Below are 15,372 nucleotides of genomic sequence, written 5' to 3' on the forward strand. Positions count from 1 at the left end.
CATCTGCGTTCCCGGGTAGTGGCCGATGCTGCCCACGTCGAGCACGTTCTCCGCGTCGACGCCCTCAGCGATCGTGCGCACCCACCCCTCGCCGTACCGGGGGATGTAGAGGTTGCCGAACGTGGTGTCCAGAGCTGCGACCGGCGCGATCACCGGGTCACCGGGGACGGCCGGCTCAGCGGTCGGCTCGGACGGCGCCTCCGCGGACGGCGCGTCATCGCCCCAGCTCTGGCGCAGCTCGGCCGCTTGATCTTCCTGCCGCCCTGCGATCACCGCATCGTTCCACCACAGCTGCCAGGCGAGGAACAGCAGAACGAGCACCCCTGCGGTCATCAGCAGCTCACCCAAGACGCCGAAGAAGGACAGGCGGCGACGAGCCGGACGACGTCGGCGCCGCGACACGTCCACGGATGACGAAGCAGTCATGCGCAGGAGTCTAGGTGTGCCGCTCTCACCCGCATCGCTGCTGGAGATCGTTCACCGAACGAGCGATCGCCCTAGTGAAGCTAGCTGCGCGGAGAGGCGTCGTTGTGCCAGTACGCGGCAATTGCCGAGGTTCGCCGCACTACCGCGTCCGCCGAGGCAGGCGCCGGCCACAGATACAGCGCGTACCGGTCAGGCGCCGGATGCGCTTCGTCGGCGACATCTTGTCGCCGGCCCTCTTCCATGCCGGAAGCGCACCACCGGGCCCGATAGGCGGACGCCGTGAGCTGGAACGACGCGGCGGAGTCCCCAGACCATCCGCTAAGCACCGCATCCGGTCCTTCGGGCTGGAAGCTCGCCTCGACGATCTCCTCCCACAAGCCGAGCTCAGGCGCTGTGTCCAACGTGCTGACTCGAACCTGTACGTACCCGGTGTGGATACCTGTCCGCATGAAGAGGGCGCCGGGCAAACTCGCTCCGCACAGCCCATTCTCTTGTCCGTCGAACGCATCACGAGGATCCTCAACCGACGCAGCGCCGGTTGTGAGTTGCAGCTGGGAGTAGTGCGTCCACACGGTTCCATCGAAGACGACTGGCATAACAGCCATCCTCCTCGACGTTCCCAGCGTCGCGTCCCATATGGGGATGGTTCAGCGGGCTGCTGAGCCGGCGGGTGCTGCTCTCTGCCGCGCTGTGCGTCGCGGCCGAGAGCAGGGCGACACCGACGGCTCCCCGCCGGTCTGGCGCGTGCGGCGTCAGCAAAATCCCCACTTCTCGACCGCACCGCCACGGTGGAGCCACCTGCGCACTGCCCGAGCGTCATCCGAGCTGGATGCTGCTGCGCAGTTCACCGCCACTCCGCGTCTCGAGCGTTCACCGGTCAGGTCCGGGCGATGCTCCTGGGGAGTGATGCCGTGTCAGCTGGTGGGGGAGACGTCCGGTGCGACGGTTTCCGGGAAGTCTGCCGGGGTGTGCGCCGTCTCGTGCGTGAGGGTGTCGACTGACCAGGTGCCCGCGTGTAGGCGCAGCGTCGCCTCCTGCGGGAACGAGTAGGCGTACTCCGGAGCCGCTTCGCCGGTCTCGTACGGGCTCCGCTGAAGGGTCGTGCTCTCGGTGAACGTCACCGTGGCCGAGTCGCCCGTGATCTGCACCGAGTCCAGCGACACGTCGGTCTCGAACGCCGTGAAGGACTCCCCGAGCTCGAGGTAGCGGTCTCGCTGAACGCGCAGCCGGGCGTCATCCTCCATGATGACCGCAAGCCGCCCCGGCGTCGAGGTCGATTCCGGGACGCCGAGGCCGGTGAGCTGCGGCGATCCTTCGACCAGGCTCTGAGCGTTCCGGTGCTCGAGGTCTGAGATCAGTGCCGTCGAGATAGCCTCGTTCTGCGACGACGAGGATGCGAGGCCGGCGATCACCGCTGCGCCGGCTCCCGCGACGCACACAGCGCTCAGGGCTAGGACAAGCACTCTGGCAGGGCGCACAGCTCTCTCCTCACGGGAAGCCGATGACCGGCTGCTGCGAGCCTATACACCACGGTGTGACTACCCGAGGAGGGACAGCGTCGTCGCCCCGATGAACGGGCTATGACGACGTCGGTTCGGAGGGCGTACGGTGACGGGCGTGGACGACTCCAGCGACCGAGCGAACCGGTGGGCGGTCGGCCTCAGTGTCGTCGTGCTCCTGCCGGCCACCCTGTGGACGATGCTGAGCAGCGTCCTGATGGCCTTCGCGACGGACTCGTGCGCAAGCGCGAGGCCCTGCGACCGCGGACTGGCTGATGCGGGCATGGCGGTCGGCTTCTTCGGCGCCCTCGGCGTCTCCGTGGCTGTGATCGCGGCGTTCCTCTTCAAAGTCGGGCCGCGCGGGGTCAGCGCGTGGATCCCGTGGACGGGCGTCGGGCTCATCGTCCTCACTGGCATGGCTGCCCAGCTCCTGGTTCAAGCTGCCACCTGAGCATTGTCGCGGCCTTGAATGTGTACGCTGCGGTCCCTGCCTGCCCTAGCGTTGCGCCCCTCGCCGCACGTGAGGCCCACAGGCCGATAACGACCAAAACCGCCGAAATGACCGGCAAGTAGATTTGCAACAGCTAACCGAGGTTCAAGGGTGCCAGGAGGATCGCGGGGAAATTACGAGTGGCCTTAAGATCGAAAGCCGTGGTCCTCGAGAGTCTGCTCAGTGCTCTCAGCGATTGTGTCGGTCAGAAGCTGTTCTCCTGGGGTTCCGGCAAAATCGTAGATGGTGAAGTCGCCGCACTGCGTTGCATCTGCCGGCTCACCGAGCGGTGCAATGGAATCCACTCCGACTCCGTTCCAAGGGTCGACGATGACGTAGGAGAAGCGTTCGTTCTCGTAAGAAGCGAGATTGATCATCCAGTCTTCTACTGTGAGATCGTGTTTCACTTGCAGTACGTCGCCGCGTTCGGCGCCGTACAGATCCCACTGTCGTGTTACCCAGAAAGAGCCCACGCCTGATGTGGAAGTGTCTGCGACTGCATTGTTGAAGCAGTCCACACCAACGTAGTCCGCACCGGTCGACATTGCGTATACCGCCGGAGCTGAAACTCCGCCTGCTACGAGTATGCCTGCGGCTCCTACGGCGCTAACAAATCTGAGCGAGAGGTTGACCCGGTGGCGCGTACTCTCGCGTCGAAGTAGCGGCGCGATCCGCCTCCAGATGTGCAGGACGACGATCGTCGCAGAGAGAAGCGGAAAGAGGAAAAGCGGAAGCAAGTATCGAGTTGTCTGCGAACCTGTCGCAATGAACGCCAGCGTCATGGTGACCGCCGAAAGAGCAGAGAAAGACCCAATGAAAAGTTCGACGGTCGAGACGGTCCGGCGAAGGCGCGGGCGACTCTGGGCGAAAAGCGCGTACGCGAAGAAAAGAAGTGCGAGCGCTATCAGGCTTATCCAGAGAGCCAATTTGAGAAGACCGAGCGACGTCGCCATCAGTTCGTCGAGTGTGTTACCGAGAAGAGTGAGGCTCGACGGAATCTTCTCAATATCGAGGTATTTGTCAAGAGAAATGGAGAGGAAGGATTGGAAGAACTTCCTCGCCCAAAGACCTACAAGGGCGGCGGCAACATTTGTTCCGCAGAGGAGTGCGAACGTTCGCCAGTTCACGTGGCAGGTGAACCAGAGGATGGTGAAGGCGGCGACCAGGGGAACAGTCACCTGAAGGAGGTAGAGGGGATCGCAAAGAGTGACGGCGGCCGTGACGACGGCGCTGAGGGTTGTAGCCGCAACGAGGGCCTTGGTCCGCCTGCGCCGGCCTGCCGTAGCCCGAAGCGCCCAGAGGGTGAGAACGAGGACGCCAGCGCCCACGATGATCACACCCTGATAGTAGGTGTTGAACAGGAAGAGGGTTGCGATCGCCGAGCCGTTCACATTGGGCTCGGGCTCGAGGAGGCAGAAGGCGACCAGCAGACCGACAGCGACAAGTGAAGACATGATTTCGATGAGACGGTGGCGCTGCTGGCGGAGGGCGAAACGTGCGATGAGGCGCGTGAAGGCGTAGAAGAGAAGGACGTTGACGACTGAGTTCGTGATGATGGTTGCGCGCGGATCCTCGAAGAAGAAGGCGATGGCGGAGTAGAGGATTGCTTCCGGGAAGAAGAAGAGCTGCGAGGAGAACACCCACTCGAACGGCTCGTTCGACGAGATGGACTCGTACAGAAGCGGTAGGACCAAAGAGTCGCCATTGTAAAGAAGGATGGCGCTCCACAGGCTGCCGGCCATGCGTCCCAGGGGAACGAGAACGATCGCGACGACCACTACCAGTGCCGCGAGCTCTCCGGCGAAGCCGCTCAACCATTGAAGGCGGGAGGGCCTGAGCTTGTTGTTATTGCTGGCCTGGCTCGTCTTCAATACGTCAGGCTGCTGCGCGTGGATGGAAATTGTCACCGCTTTTCACCTTTACTGAGGCGGAGTCGGGGTACGAGAATGAGGCTTTTCAACATCGTGTCTTTCGGAAGTTTGGATGTACCCACTGCGCGGTCGAGGAAGACGATGGGTACCTCGCGGATCTGTGTCGCGTGGACGGATGCCTTGTGCTTTAGTGCGATCTGAAATCCGTAGCCGTCGACGGTGATGGTGTTGACGTCGAGTCGCTCCAGGAGTTCGCGGCTGAAGAGGTTGAAGCCCCCGGTGTAATCGGTCAGACGGGAGCGGAGAAAGATGCGCGCGTACAAGTTTCCTCCACGACTCAAGACCCGGCGAGTGAGCGACCAATCAGGAGTCGCGCCACCCGGGATGTATCGTGAAGCGACAACAAAATCGGCGCCGTCGCGCGCCTCGCGAAGAAGGTCGCTGATGTATTTTGGATCGTGCGAGAGGTCAGCGTCCATCTGAATAATGAAGTCTGGTGGAGTGCTCTCACCAAGAATTTTCCGGAACGCCCACCTATAGGCGGCTCCAAGGCCCTCCTTTTGCTTGCGCTGCAACACGGTGACCGAAAAATTATCAGTTGCTAGTGCCGCACTGAGTCGACGAACGACGTCCGCGGTCCCGTCGGGAGACGAGTCGTCGACGATCGCAGATCGGACGGCGACGTCCGGCTCCTTCGCGGCAGCGGCAGCCAAGCGGTGAAGGAAGTCGGAGATGGTGTCCGACTCGTTGTAGGTCGGGGTCACGATCGTGAGGGCGAGCATGTGGTCCAATTCGAGGAGGAGCGCAAACTGGGAGACGCACTCGAAGCGGAAACGATACCAGCGCATAGGTTGCGGCCCATCTGATCCGCCCGGCGACTCGCGGGCGGGGAAGACATGGCGCCACTACTGGGGCGGGACGTGCGTCAGGCGGGGTTCGTCAGCTGATCGTCGCGAAGGTGGCCGTGACCTGGAGAACGCCCGTGTTGAAAGGGTCTAGCCGGGCCGGGTGAGGGGCGACGGTCGTCAAGACCGACGTACCAGCAGGGCGAGATGCGAGGGATGCTCTGTAGTTTCCTGTGGCGCTGTCATGAGCCCGGAAGGAAGGGGCCGATCATCAGCTCTGTTCGGTCCTCATCGCAGACCAGGAGAGGAGTGGAGGCGTCAACGCCCTGGCGATCGTCACCCTCGGCGAACACCACTCGAATGGTTGTAGGGACCGTCGGCGTGCAGTCGTACGCATCCGCCGCGGTGAGCTGTCCCTCAAGGTGAGCGGCCTCATCGGGCGCCAGCGCACCCGGAGAGAAGGCCATGGTCATCGGTTCGCTGCGGGTCAGTACGGCGCCGTTCGCATCAAGGAGCAGCGCGCCGGGCCATCCGTAGTACGAGCACGACCAGTCAGACGTATTAGTGAGCACAATCGTGAACCGCTCTGCGCCGGCCTGCGACAAGTTTGGGTCGGCCACGAACCGTGCCGAGAGGTGATCGGCGCCACAGGGACGATCCGGCCAGGCCGGCTCGGTTCCTTGTCCCGGAGCTGCTGCCTGCTGCGGTACGGCGTTTGAGGGTGCTGCAACGTTCGCATCGCTGCACCCCGCCAAGGTGAGGGCGAAGAGGGTGGCGAAGGTGGCCCGGCTGACCCGACGTTTCTGCATGCGGCCAATTTCCTATCGAGGTGAGTATGCCTGCGATGCAGGGGAGGACCGTTACGGTCGAGGGAGAGCCAGGCCAGCGCCCCGGGTCTCCGTAGCGCCGAACTCGAGGCGCATTCCCACCCTAGTTTCCTCAGCGGGCGCGCCGCCGTCCTCCACCATCCACGATGAAGTTCGCCTCCCGCTGGAACCGTCTGACGATGCACGAGCGGTTACCCTGCGCTGAGGCGACAGCCGCCGTCCCGAATGGGAATCGCGTAGCGGCGTCCTGGGGCGCGATCCGTCGTGGGCCGTGTTCCCCCGCTTCCTTAGGCTCTGCTTGTGACTTCGCGGAATCTGCTGCTTCGTGACGCGTTCGCGTGGGAGCTGTTCCCCTGGCTCTCTCTCGTGTTGCTGCTCGCTGTCGTCGCGATCCCGGCGATCCGACTTCGCGATCGTGACCGGCGCCGTGACGCGCAGCTCGTCCTCAATGCTCGACGCGGTTCGGTGACCACCTCGGTGGTCATGGGCGTGATCGGCGCTTGCGCGTCGACTGGCGTCGGCGTGCTGATCATGGCGATCGGGATTCTCGAGGGGTGGGGATTCTTCCTCCTCGCGGCAGGAGCCCTCGTTCAGCCGGCCATCACTGCATGGCTCGTCCGTGCACCCGTTCACCCGGAGCCCCCTTCATCCAGAACGATCGACGGTGAGGACCGGACATGAGCCGCCAGGTCAACACGACGGCGTCTGACACCATCGCGACACTCCTCGCCTTCACCGGTGTCATCGGCGCCATCGTCACCGTCGTCCTCGCCGGGCTCGGCGCGGTGACGAACTGGCTGATCTTCCTCGACTGCACGGGCAACTACCGCAGCACGTTCCTTCAGGTTCACGACCCGCCCATCGACTGCCTTGCCGGGCCGGCGTGGCCGCTCGCCTGCTGGTTCGCACTCGTCGGAGTGGGCGCGCTCTTGACCTTCTGCACCTTCATCATCGGCGCCTACCGGCCTCGTTGGGCCGTCCCGGTCGGCGCCCTGCTCGCAGCAGTCACTGTGATGGGCGCCGTACTGACCGTGCCGACCGGCGCCTCATAGTTCGTCCCGGCGGGGGATGGCTGAGCGAGTCGCCGTGGTCGGGCGCATCAGTCGGCAGAGACGGGTTCTGTCCGACCGGTCCCGACGACGAGGAGCGCTGCTCCGGTAGCGAAAGTGAGCGCACTGCCCAGGAAACCTGCAGTGGCGGGCATGTTCGGGTGCCGGAGAGTCTGCGGGCCGACCTCGTCTCCGTCGACGTCGTAGGTGCAGTCCACCCCGAGGGGCAAGATCGTCACCGATCCGGTGATACGGGTCGTTTCGTGGAACGGTCCGCCTTTTCGCGGGTACGGGCCGCTCTCGCATTGAACGGCTGGGGGCTCACGTCCATCGATGATCCACCCGGCACCGAGCGATACCAGACCTCCGGCGAGGGCCATCAGCATGACGGCGCCGCCGGCTGCGCTCCGAAGTGCTGACCTCATGGGCTCAGCCTACGAAACAAGCCACGCCTCCCCGTGTTGTGCGGCTAGGTACCCGTATGGGGATCCCTCAGTGAGCTGCTGCGTCCCGGCCGGCAGGGCGTCAGGCACGGAGCTCGCGACGCCATATGACGGCTGCCGGAGCGGCGATCACAGCGACTAACCAGCCGCCTGCCTGAGCGAGCTCCCCGAAGTAGAGGAACGGACCAGTGCGTTGTGCGGTACTCACTGCTGTCTGTTCATCCTGTGCAGGCGCTGTGCTCGTTGCGCAAAGAATACGACTCCTCCGATCGCGAGGGCGGCCCAGGCAAGCGACAGCCACCGCCCGAGGACGGCACTGGCGAGGAACGCGAGAGCCAGGAACGCGCAACAGCATGCGAAGACGACGCAGATCCAGACCTTCGGCAAGTAGTCGGTCATGGCCACACCCTAGCCAGACCCCAGTCGGCTGATCCTCGCTATTGGCGCGTCCCGTATGGGGATCGTTCGGCGGGCGCGGATCGCGCAGGTGATCCTCGACCGCACCGCGCCATTGGACACGAAGTTTCAGCGCGGCGACCTTCGGGGATGTGTCGCGCAGTTCCTATCTGCCGCCGCGTTGCGCCTCACGGCGCATGAGGACCACGAACCCGACGATGACGAAAAGGACGACGAACACCACGGAGATGATCGGCCAGTAGGTCACGAAGAACCAGATGATGGCTAAGGGCACCAGGATAATCGCGCTGGGATCAGGCATCCGGCGTTCCCTCGTGCCCCGTCGGCCGAAGGAGCGGGTCGAATGGGTGCTGCCCGTTTTTGCAGGAGCTGCTCATGACGCGGGTCACCTCGTAGGAGAGCGCGGCGAGCGTGCTCTCCACGCGAAGGCCGGTGCCGGTGCCTGGCGATGGCCTCCGTTCGCGGCGCTGCGGCGTCACTGTTCCGTGCTGGAGGGCGACACTCGAGCGGCTGCAAGCTGTCGGATGCCAGGATCACCGACACCGAGGATCAGGATGCTCTCGATGTTGCCGATCGTTTCGGGATCGAAGATCTGCAGCTCTTGGTCAGCATCTGCTGTCAGCGAGCCGACTTCGCTCCCTACGTCCACAGGGAACCTCAACTCGCCGTCGTTGTCCTCGAGCGGAGCGCTCGTGACGAAGACCCGCGGTTCGGTTGCTCTGGTCAGGCTCAGCCCACTGAGAGACAGCCACACTGTCCCGTCATCTCGCTCCTCGATCAGCAGATCACCGCTCGCGTCGTTGGACACGCTCTCGAGTGCTGTACGGATAGGTAGCTGCTCCAGAAGCGACTGGGCGGCGGGAGAGTCTGTTGCATCAGAATCGTCCGTGGGAGTGCTCGTAGGAAGGCTGGGAGCGGCGGACGTCGCCGAGGGACTGGCGACGGAGGTTCCATCGAGGGGTGCCGTGCAGCCGGCCAGGGCGAGAACGAGCCCGGTCGCAGCGACCACGGCCGAAAGCCGACCGATCGCGTTCGTGTCTGTCATGGTTCGTGCTGCTCCGTCCGTCGAACTGTCGCTCAGCCTACGCAGGGCGCGATTCTCATCACCGTGCCGAGGGGTCTCTGCGGAGCCAGTGGTGGGAAAGCCTTCCGATCGAATCGTCGTTCGAGCAACGACCGGGCGTTAGTCGCGCTCCGCGCCTACCCTTCCTGGCATCGTGAGCCAGAGGATGAGGGTGAGGAGGAGGCCGATGATGCCGCTGGCGAGCAGCGCGGCGACGGCGAAGGCGGAAGCGCCGAAGGACCCCTGAGCATCGTTGCTCATATCCACGGGCCTGAACCATTAGATGACGGCTCCGACGATGAACAGCAGGCTGGCGACGAGGGCGCCGATGCAGGTGTCTTGCCGCACCTTTTCTTCGGACCCGTCGCCTGAGAGGTTGACGAGCCAGAGGATCCCGATCACGGCGGGAGCGCCGGCGAGGAACGCTAGAAACACGGGTTCTCCTAGTTGGTAACGGGTCGCGACGGTATTTGCACTGGGGGCAGGCGCTGCATGAGGTGGTCGACGGTACGACGGGTGTCTATGCGCGCAGATCCCGTTCGAAGGCGAGGCGGAGCCGGCGCTCGTACTCGTCCTGCTCCATCGGCACCACCGCGGCGAGCAACTCCTCCAGTCGCTCCTGGTCCGCGCCTGCCACGGAGACCACGGCGTTGTCGATGAGTCGGGCGAGCATCGGGGAGCCATCCACCTCGAGCACCCAGACGCCGTCGTCCCGACGGTCGCAGGTGTTCCCCGCTGTCCCCGCCAGCTCGGGATTCGTGTACAGGCTGCAGACCTGGCTCTCGAGCGAGAACTCCGGGTTGAAGCGGTTCGTGAGGATCGTGATGTCGCCCGGGTCGGGAAGGTAGTCGGTGTCCTGTCGCGCGAGAGGATCCTCCGACGCCCGGATGGAGGACTCGTACTGCCCGATGACGACTGCCGTCGTCGTGAGCCGATCGGACTCGAACGGCACGACGGACGAATCGAGCCGCGCTTCGTACTCCGCCTCCTGTGAAGCGCGCGCGGCAGCGGACCGCCCGAGCACCGTCTGCACCACGGGCGATGCCACTGTCGCGAGGAGGGCTACGGTCGCCACGGCTCCAACGATTCGGGCGCGACCCGGATGGACGACGAGCGACCCGAATGCCGCCACGGCGCCGAGCAGCAGCGGAAGGGCGGCGAGGAGGGGAGCCGGGAGCGGCGGGGCATCGGTCACGAGCGGTGTGACCACGGCGGCGAGTGTCGCAAGAGTCAGCAGCGCACCGAGCACGAGATTTGCGCCGGCATGCAGGCGACCCGTGACGGCCCGGGACACGATCAGCAGGAGCGCAGTGGCGATGAGCGGCAGGAGGACGAACGCGGCCAGACCGGCGTACCCGGCGTACAGCAACGGCACGGCGAGGAGCGATCCGGCGAAGGCGACGGCGCCGACTGCGATACCCGCCAAGCCTGCGTGCGCGATCGCCGAGGCAGGATCGGGCGCAGTTGCCATCGGGCCCCCTCCCTGCCGCTGCCCCGAGTGTAGAGAGTGACCGGTTTTCCTGCCCAGCACGCAGGACCCGCCTTGCTCGGCTGCGCGAGCACGCAGCGTATGCCAGTGAAAGGCATAGTCACAGGAGCGGGGTGCGCCATCGCTAAACCCTGCTCTTCCGCATCGCCATCTCGGGTCGACTGCTCAGGCCGTCCCGTTAGAGGGTCGTCATCCGTCCGCCCAGGATGGCCGCGCATGAGACCGGAATCTCGCGGCGCTGTTTGTCGCAATAGACCCGCCCGATGAAATGCCCGATGATGGGGCGTCAACTGACACACTGAGCGCATGGCAGCTCTCGTGGGATACGCCCGCGTCTCAACCGACAAGCAAGATGCGACCGTGCAGCGCGACGCACTCCGGGCGGCCGGCGTCCCATCCGATCGGATCTACGTCGATTCCGGTCTGACGGGCCGGAACCGCGAGCGTCCCGCGCTGCGGGAAGCGCTGGCGGCATGCGACGCCGGATCGACTCTGCTCGTGACGAAGCTCGACCGGCTCGCGCGGTCCATCACAGACGCTCGCGACATCGTTGATGAGCTGACCCGCCGCGGCGTGAAGCTCAGCATCGGGGGGTCGGTCCATGATCCGGAGGATCCGATCGGCCGGCTGCTGTTCAACGTGCTCGCGATGGTCGCGGAGTTCGAGGGGGACCTGATTCGCGCCCGCACGCGTGAGGGGATGAAGGTCGCGAAGGCCAAGGGGCGTCTGCGTGGCCGTCAGCCGAAGCTGTCGCCGAAGATCGAGGCGCATCTGGTCGCAGAGCATCGTGCCGGGAACTACACCGTTGCCGAGCTCGCGGCGGAGTTCAAGGTCGCGCGTTCGACGGTCTATCGGGCGGTGCAGCGGGCTGATGCGCGCGCCGCTGGGGCCGTCGCCCTGGCGCTGTCGACGGAGGGCGCGTGATGTCGGGGGCGGAGAGGGAACCTGCGCTGGTGCCGGGGAGGGTGGAAGTGCTGCCCGGGTGGTCTGCGCGTACACGTATTCTCAACACCGGGTGGGGAACTCTCGCCCAGGCGATCGCCTGGATCTGGCTCGTCATCGGGTTCGCGGTCCTTCCTCCGGGATCGCGTCTGCCCCTTTTCGTGCCGCTGGTGCTGTTCTTCGCCGCTCTCGCTTGGTCAATGATCTGTCTCGCGATCGGCACATCCAGGGTCACCGCTGAGAAGGAAGCCGGTTACACGACCCTGGGGTTCGGGCGCATCACGGTTCCTACGGTGGATTCGAGAACCGGTGTCATCCTGCGGGAGGCAGGCGAGCCGCATCTGGACTGGAAGACTGCGGCGCTACTTCGGCGACAAGCGAGGAACAAATGACCAATGCCGTGACCGTTTCTGCGATTCCTGCTCTCCGGGTTCGTTGGTTTCCGCTCGTGCTCGCGGTCGGTGCCGTCGTCGCGCAGCACTTCTTCGTTCTGAGCCGGAGCGGGTCATATTCGGTGGTCGCTGTCATCGATGGGGCTCTAGTGGTTTTGGCGGTGGGGCTCTTCCTCTGGGCGAGGGCGTCAGCCGGGCGATCCGCGCGGAGGGTGGCGGAACTTGATCCCGGGGCTTCGGGGGAGGCTTTCGCGTGCGTCTACCATCAGCAGCTGCGGTCGCTGGTGAGGGGCTTGGACCCGGACGTCAGCATGGGGTCGTACCCGGTCGTTCACCTGGACGAGACCGGGCTGAGCATCCTGTCGCAGGCGAATGCGCGGCGGGTCACCTTCCCGTGGTCGCGAATCGCGTCCGTCCGGCCGACTCCGCTGCTCGACCGGTTCTTCACCCGGCGATCGATCGAGGTCGTCCTCGAGGAGGGCGGATCGGTCGTGCTCGCCCCCTACGGTGACCGTTCGTTCTTCGGTATGAAGGCCGCCGATGACGCGAGGTTCAGCGCGATCTTGACCGCGATCAGCTCGAGGTCCGTAGAGGGGCGGTCGGTCTGAGGCCCGGTTTGTGGTCGTAGGCGGACGTCATGAGCTTGTCGGAGGCGCCCGCGTCTCGACGGATAAGCAGGACGCGCAGGCGCAGCGCGACGCGCTGCTTGCGACCGGTGTGCCGGCGGAGCGGATCTACGTTGACGCCGGCCTCACCGGCAGCAACCGCGAGGGGCCCGCGCTGCGCGAGGACCTGGCGGCGTGCGACGCCGGCTCGACTCTGTTCGTGACGAAGCTCGACCGGCTCACCCGCTCGACCACCGACGCACGCGACGTCGTGGACGAGCTCGCGCGCAGGGGAGTGCGCCTGAATATCGGCGGGTCGCTGCACGACCCGAACGACCCGATGGGCCGGCTGCTGTTCAACGTGCTGGCGATGATCGAGGAGTTCGAGGGCGACCTGATCCGGTCGCGCACGCGCGAGGGGATGCGGATCGCGAAGGCGAAGGGGCGCCTGCGCGGCCGCCAGCCGAAGCGCTTCCCGAAGATCGAGGCGCACCTGGTGGCGGAGTGCCGCTAGGGCAACTACATCGTGGCCGAGCTCTCGGAGCAGTTTGGGGCGACGCGCTCGGCGGTCTACCGGGCGGTCGAGCGCTCGAACATGACGGAGTTGCGCGCCGTCGACGTCACCCTTCCGCTCCCTGAGGGAGAGCAGTGAAGCCGAGTGCCCAACGGTCACTTGATGCGGCGCGTCTTCGAGGGCGGTCGTTGCGACCGACCGGCTCGCGGTGAGGCTCCTGGAGCCCCGAGCCGACCCGGATGAGGCGGGGGGCTCCCACGGCCCCGCTGCGCCTTTACAAAGGGCCTCCAGGCCGTCCGTCGACTCGTGAGGTCCGGAGGTTTCCTCCACCGTCTCCGGCGAAGAGGACTGCTGTGCAGTATCTCGAGTTCTCGTCGAATGGGCCGAGGTGTGCGGCCGGATTCCTAGCGCTCACGCCCAGACATGCGCGCGGAGACCCTGACCTGCGCAGCACGGTATCAGGCGACCCGCGGAGGTTTCCATCCGATGCGCCAGCGCTTACAGGTGGCGGCCTGGTGCGCCCGTCGAGGCGCCGGCCGGTCTGCCGGCCGTTGACTCGTCGGCCGGGTCCGGCACTCCACCGCAGAGGCGTCCGCCGCTCAGTCGAACCGCGCGCCCTCCGGCCGCGGCGGCAGTACGAACAGGATCAGCAGGAACACGTAGCCGGCGATCGGCACGAGGATCGCGAGGATCCACAGCCCGCTGCGGTTCACGTCGTGCAGTCGCCGCCAGATCAGCGAGAGCGACGGGAGGAACGTCGCCAGGGCGATCGCGCCCGCGGCGAGCGACACCCAGAAGGTCTGGAACGGCGCGCCGCTCGGGTACGGGGTCAGCGTGAAGTCGAGGCGCCACGGACCGCCGTCGGCCAGCTGCAGCAGCCCTGTGAGGACGCTGCCGAGGAGGATGATCCACCAGTACTCGGCCCGGCTCGCCCTCCCGCGGAAGCGGAGGTAGTTGCCGAAGAAGCGGCGGAGCGCCGCCATCGGCGGAGCCCCGTAGTAGGGGAGGGTCAGCGGCGGCTCGAGGGTGCTCGGGCTCATCGGGTTCCGTCTCTCATCCCTCGACCGTATCCCCTGCTCCCCGCGCCGCCGCGTCGGCCGTGCGGACGACATCCCGGTGTTCGCGCCGGAGGAACGCCGCCGTGTCCACGAAGCCGGAGGCCGCCGTCTTCACAACGGAGGAAGATCGTTCCAGCTCGAGCGTGAACGCGCGGATCGGCATGCGCCGGAGCACTTTCTTCCTCCGTCATCAACACGATCAGCGGGTAGGAACCGCCTCCGCCCGCACCGCCGCCGTCGCCCGGGCGTCGACGATCAGGCTGACGACGAGCCCCACCGCGACGATGACGATCGCGACCCACGGCAGCACGTCGAGCCCGCTCGCGTCGATCGCCAGTCCGCCGACGACCGCGCCGCCGCCGATGCCGATGTTGAACGCCGTCGTCTGGAGCGCCGCGGCGAGGCTCCGCAGCTGGAAGGAGGAGGTGCGCAGCATCCGGGTCTGCAGCATCGCCGGGATGCCGCCGAACGCGATGTTCCAGATCACCGCGGCGACGACCACGGCCGTGGCGGCGCCGGTGCCCGCGGCGACGGCCAGGCCCGCGAGCGCCAGCACGACCGCGATCGCGGCGACCACGAAGCCCGAGCGGGGGAACCGGTCGGTCGCGAAGCCGGCCAGGACGAGTCCGACCGCCCCTGCGCCGCCGAACGCGAAGAGCACGAGCGGCACCGTGTCGGGGGCGAAGGAGGCGTTCTCGAGCCAGGGCGTGATGTAGGTCGAGAGGGTGTTCTGGCCGATCAGCACCAGCAGGATGACGACGCAGACGCCGATGATGCGGGGGAGCGTCCGGTCCTTCCGCGCCGGCAGGCGGATCTCGCCGGTCCGCAGCGGGATGTGGTGGTCGACCGCGGGCAGGAACTTCACCACGATCAGCGCGAGCACGAGCACGACGCCGCCGAGGATCGCGAAGGTGGGCCGCCAGCCGAACGCATGCCCGAGCGCCGTGCCCAGGGGGACGCCGAGGACGAAGGCCGCGGATCCGCCGCCCGCCGTGATCGCGGTCGCGCGGCCGAGCTGCTCCGGAGCGACGAGGTGCGCGGAGTAGGCGGCGACGATCGCCCAGAAGAGGCCGTGGGCGAGCCCGCCGAGGATGCGCGCGCCGATGAGCAGCCCGAAGGTGGGGGCGAGCGCGGCGAGGACGTTGGCGACCGCGATGGTGCACAGCGCGACGAGGAGGAGGCTCTTGCGCGAGAAGCGCTGGGTCACCAGGGTCAGCGGAGTCGTCGCGACGACGACGGTCGCGGCGAAGATCGTGACGAGCTGGCCGGTGAGCGAGATGCTCACGCCGAGGTCGCGCGACATGTCAGGGATGAGCCCGGTCGGGAGGAACTCGCTCGTCACGGAGACGAAGACAGCGCCGGCGAGCGTGAGCAGGCCGATCCAGGGGAAGGCGGGGGCTTTCGCTGTGTCCTGAGGGTTCACGGTGTCCTGAGGTCGGGGG

General features: G+C 66.1%; 21 protein-coding genes and 1 pseudogene. 7 read left to right on the forward strand and 15 right to left on the reverse strand.

The window, feature by feature from the left end:
- The 3 genes and pseudogenes from C5C44_RS16320 to C5C44_RS16815 all read right to left on the reverse strand — a co-directional run.
- Positions 1 to 426, reverse strand: a pseudogene (locus C5C44_RS16320) (class E sortase); the annotation flags it as partial.
- 80 nt (positions 427 to 506) lie between these two features.
- Complete coding sequence (locus tag C5C44_RS16325) at positions 507 to 1,022, reverse strand: hypothetical protein (RefSeq protein ID WP_104234405.1); 516 nt, start codon at positions 1,020 to 1,022, stop codon at positions 507 to 509.
- A gap of 318 nt (positions 1,023 to 1,340) precedes the next feature.
- Positions 1,341 to 1,670 carry a hypothetical protein gene (locus C5C44_RS16815; RefSeq protein ID WP_146084369.1) on the reverse strand — a complete coding sequence of 110 codons (330 nt, stop codon included), beginning with the start codon at positions 1,668 to 1,670 and terminating at the stop codon, positions 1,341 to 1,343.
- Between the two features lie 373 nt (positions 1,671 to 2,043).
- On the opposite strand from C5C44_RS16815, the gene C5C44_RS16335 reads away from it, so the two are divergent.
- Complete coding sequence (locus C5C44_RS16335) at positions 2,044 to 2,376, forward strand: hypothetical protein (RefSeq protein WP_146084370.1); 333 nt, start codon at positions 2,044 to 2,046, stop codon at positions 2,374 to 2,376.
- Between the two features lie 185 nt (positions 2,377 to 2,561).
- Here the strand turns inward: C5C44_RS16335 and C5C44_RS16340 are convergent, their stop codons facing one another.
- From C5C44_RS16340 to C5C44_RS16350, 3 genes are all read right to left on the reverse strand, one after another.
- On the reverse strand, positions 2,562 to 4,322 hold the full coding sequence (locus C5C44_RS16340) for a hypothetical protein (RefSeq protein WP_104308756.1): 1,761 nt from the start codon (positions 4,320 to 4,322) through the stop codon (positions 2,562 to 2,564).
- Positions 4,319 to 5,068 carry a polyprenol monophosphomannose synthase gene (locus C5C44_RS16345; protein WP_104308775.1) on the reverse strand — a complete coding sequence of 250 codons (750 nt, stop codon included), beginning with the start codon at positions 5,066 to 5,068 and terminating at the stop codon, positions 4,319 to 4,321. The genes C5C44_RS16340 and C5C44_RS16345 overlap by 4 nt, the downstream gene beginning before the upstream one ends.
- 305 nt (positions 5,069 to 5,373) lie before the next feature.
- A complete protein-coding gene (locus C5C44_RS16350) occupies positions 5,374 to 5,940 on the reverse strand; it encodes a DUF4232 domain-containing protein (protein WP_104308757.1) in 567 nt (188 codons plus the stop codon).
- A gap of 318 nt (positions 5,941 to 6,258) precedes the next feature.
- Here C5C44_RS16350 and C5C44_RS16355 point away from each other — a divergent pair, with 318 nt between their 5' ends.
- Positions 6,259 to 6,639, forward strand: coding sequence for a hypothetical protein (locus C5C44_RS16355; protein WP_104308758.1), 381 nt, complete (start codon positions 6,259 to 6,261; stop codon positions 6,637 to 6,639).
- Positions 6,636 to 7,010: a hypothetical protein gene (locus C5C44_RS16360; RefSeq protein WP_104308759.1), complete on the forward strand. Its 375-nt coding sequence runs from the start codon at positions 6,636 to 6,638 to the stop codon at positions 7,008 to 7,010. Before C5C44_RS16355 ends, C5C44_RS16360 begins: the two co-directional genes overlap by 4 nt.
- Positions 7,011 to 7,654: 644 nt before the next feature.
- Here C5C44_RS16360 and C5C44_RS16370 read toward each other — a convergent pair.
- The 6 genes from C5C44_RS16370 to C5C44_RS16380 form a co-directional block, all read right to left on the reverse strand.
- Positions 7,655 to 7,849, reverse strand: a complete 195-nt coding sequence (locus tag C5C44_RS16370) for a hypothetical protein (RefSeq protein WP_146084371.1) — start codon at positions 7,847 to 7,849, stop codon at positions 7,655 to 7,657.
- A gap of 163 nt (positions 7,850 to 8,012) precedes the next feature.
- Positions 8,013 to 8,168, reverse strand: coding sequence for a hypothetical protein (locus tag C5C44_RS17160; RefSeq protein ID WP_181068416.1), 156 nt, complete (start codon positions 8,166 to 8,168; stop codon positions 8,013 to 8,015).
- A 174-nt stretch (positions 8,169 to 8,342) separates the two neighbouring features.
- On the reverse strand, positions 8,343 to 8,912 hold the full coding sequence (locus C5C44_RS16820; protein ID WP_146078522.1) for a hypothetical protein: 570 nt from the start codon (positions 8,910 to 8,912) through the stop codon (positions 8,343 to 8,345).
- A 138-nt stretch (positions 8,913 to 9,050) separates the two neighbouring features.
- A complete protein-coding gene (locus C5C44_RS17165; RefSeq protein ID WP_181068415.1) occupies positions 9,051 to 9,191 on the reverse strand; it encodes a hypothetical protein in 141 nt (46 codons plus the stop codon).
- 18 nt (positions 9,192 to 9,209) lie between these two features.
- Positions 9,210 to 9,365: a hypothetical protein gene (locus tag C5C44_RS17170; protein WP_181068414.1), complete on the reverse strand. Its 156-nt coding sequence runs from the start codon at positions 9,363 to 9,365 to the stop codon at positions 9,210 to 9,212.
- Between the two features lie 85 nt (positions 9,366 to 9,450).
- Positions 9,451 to 10,461: a hypothetical protein gene (locus C5C44_RS16380; RefSeq protein ID WP_146078521.1), complete on the reverse strand. Its 1,011-nt coding sequence runs from the start codon at positions 10,459 to 10,461 to the stop codon at positions 9,451 to 9,453.
- Between the two features lie 264 nt (positions 10,462 to 10,725).
- Between C5C44_RS16380 and C5C44_RS16385 the strand changes: the two genes are divergently transcribed.
- The 4 genes from C5C44_RS16385 (at position 10,726) to C5C44_RS17490 (ending at position 13,010) form a co-directional block, all read left to right on the forward strand.
- The gene (locus C5C44_RS16385) at positions 10,726 to 11,343 is read left to right on the forward strand and encodes a recombinase family protein (protein ID WP_104336214.1); all 618 of its coding nucleotides are present in this window, start codon (positions 10,726 to 10,728) and stop codon (positions 11,341 to 11,343) included.
- A 406-nt stretch (positions 11,344 to 11,749) separates the two neighbouring features.
- Positions 11,750 to 12,361, forward strand: a complete 612-nt coding sequence (locus tag C5C44_RS16395; RefSeq protein ID WP_104336216.1) for a hypothetical protein — start codon at positions 11,750 to 11,752, stop codon at positions 12,359 to 12,361.
- Positions 12,362 to 12,371: 10 nt separating this feature from the next.
- Positions 12,372 to 12,872: a recombinase family protein gene (locus C5C44_RS16400; protein WP_308471007.1), complete on the forward strand. Its 501-nt coding sequence runs from the start codon at positions 12,372 to 12,374 to the stop codon at positions 12,870 to 12,872.
- 12 nt (positions 12,873 to 12,884) lie between these two features.
- A complete protein-coding gene (locus C5C44_RS17490) occupies positions 12,885 to 13,010 on the forward strand; it encodes a hypothetical protein (RefSeq protein WP_258061582.1) in 126 nt (41 codons plus the stop codon).
- A 461-nt stretch (positions 13,011 to 13,471) separates the two neighbouring features.
- Here the strand turns inward: C5C44_RS17490 and C5C44_RS16405 are convergent, their stop codons facing one another.
- From C5C44_RS16405 to C5C44_RS16410, 3 genes are all read right to left on the reverse strand, one after another.
- Positions 13,472 to 13,912, reverse strand: coding sequence for a DUF805 domain-containing protein (locus tag C5C44_RS16405; protein WP_104250042.1), 441 nt, complete (start codon positions 13,910 to 13,912; stop codon positions 13,472 to 13,474).
- A 13-nt stretch (positions 13,913 to 13,925) separates the two neighbouring features.
- A complete protein-coding gene (locus C5C44_RS17175; protein ID WP_181074925.1) occupies positions 13,926 to 14,093 on the reverse strand; it encodes a hypothetical protein in 168 nt (55 codons plus the stop codon).
- A 36-nt stretch (positions 14,094 to 14,129) separates the two neighbouring features.
- Positions 14,130 to 15,372, reverse strand: a 1,243-nt coding sequence (locus C5C44_RS16410; RefSeq protein WP_219812278.1) for an MFS transporter, incomplete at its 5' end; no start/stop codon positions are given.

The sequence above is a fragment of the Rathayibacter sp. AY1F6 genome (genome assembly GCF_002932035.1).
GTDB lineage: Bacteria > Actinomycetota > Actinomycetes > Actinomycetales > Microbacteriaceae > Rathayibacter.

Coding starts and splice junctions, on each gene's coding strand:
- C5C44_RS16350 (WP_104308757.1), bottom strand. CDS start 5,940: ATGCAGAAACGTCGGGTCAGCCGGGCCACCTTCGCCACCCTCTTCGCC.
- C5C44_RS16345 (WP_104308775.1), bottom strand. CDS start 5,068: ATGCTCGCCCTCACGATCGTGACCCCGACCTACAACGAGTCGGACACC.
- C5C44_RS16815 (WP_146084369.1), bottom strand. CDS start 1,670: ATGGAGGATGACGCCCGGCTGCGCGTTCAGCGAGACCGCTACCTCGAG.
- C5C44_RS16820 (WP_146078522.1), bottom strand. CDS start 8,912: ATGACAGACACGAACGCGATCGGTCGGCTTTCGGCCGTGGTCGCTGCG.
- C5C44_RS16370 (WP_146084371.1), bottom strand. CDS start 7,849: ATGACCGACTACTTGCCGAAGGTCTGGATCTGCGTCGTCTTCGCATGC.
- C5C44_RS16325 (WP_104234405.1), bottom strand. CDS start 1,022: ATGCCAGTCGTCTTCGATGGAACCGTGTGGACGCACTACTCCCAGCTG.
- C5C44_RS16385 (WP_104336214.1), top strand. CDS start 10,726: ATGGCAGCTCTCGTGGGATACGCCCGCGTCTCAACCGACAAGCAAGAT.
- C5C44_RS16360 (WP_104308759.1), top strand. CDS start 6,636: ATGAGCCGCCAGGTCAACACGACGGCGTCTGACACCATCGCGACACTC.
- C5C44_RS16395 (WP_104336216.1), top strand. CDS start 11,750: ATGACCAATGCCGTGACCGTTTCTGCGATTCCTGCTCTCCGGGTTCGT.
- C5C44_RS16405 (WP_104250042.1), bottom strand. CDS start 13,912: ATGAGCCCGAGCACCCTCGAGCCGCCGCTGACCCTCCCCTACTACGGG.
- C5C44_RS17160 (WP_181068416.1), bottom strand. CDS start 8,168: ATGCCTGATCCCAGCGCGATTATCCTGGTGCCCTTAGCCATCATCTGG.
- C5C44_RS17175 (WP_181074925.1), bottom strand. CDS start 14,093: ATGCCGATCCGCGCGTTCACGCTCGAGCTGGAACGATCTTCCTCCGTT.
- C5C44_RS17165 (WP_181068415.1), bottom strand. CDS start 9,191: ATGAGCAACGATGCTCAGGGGTCCTTCGGCGCTTCCGCCTTCGCCGTC.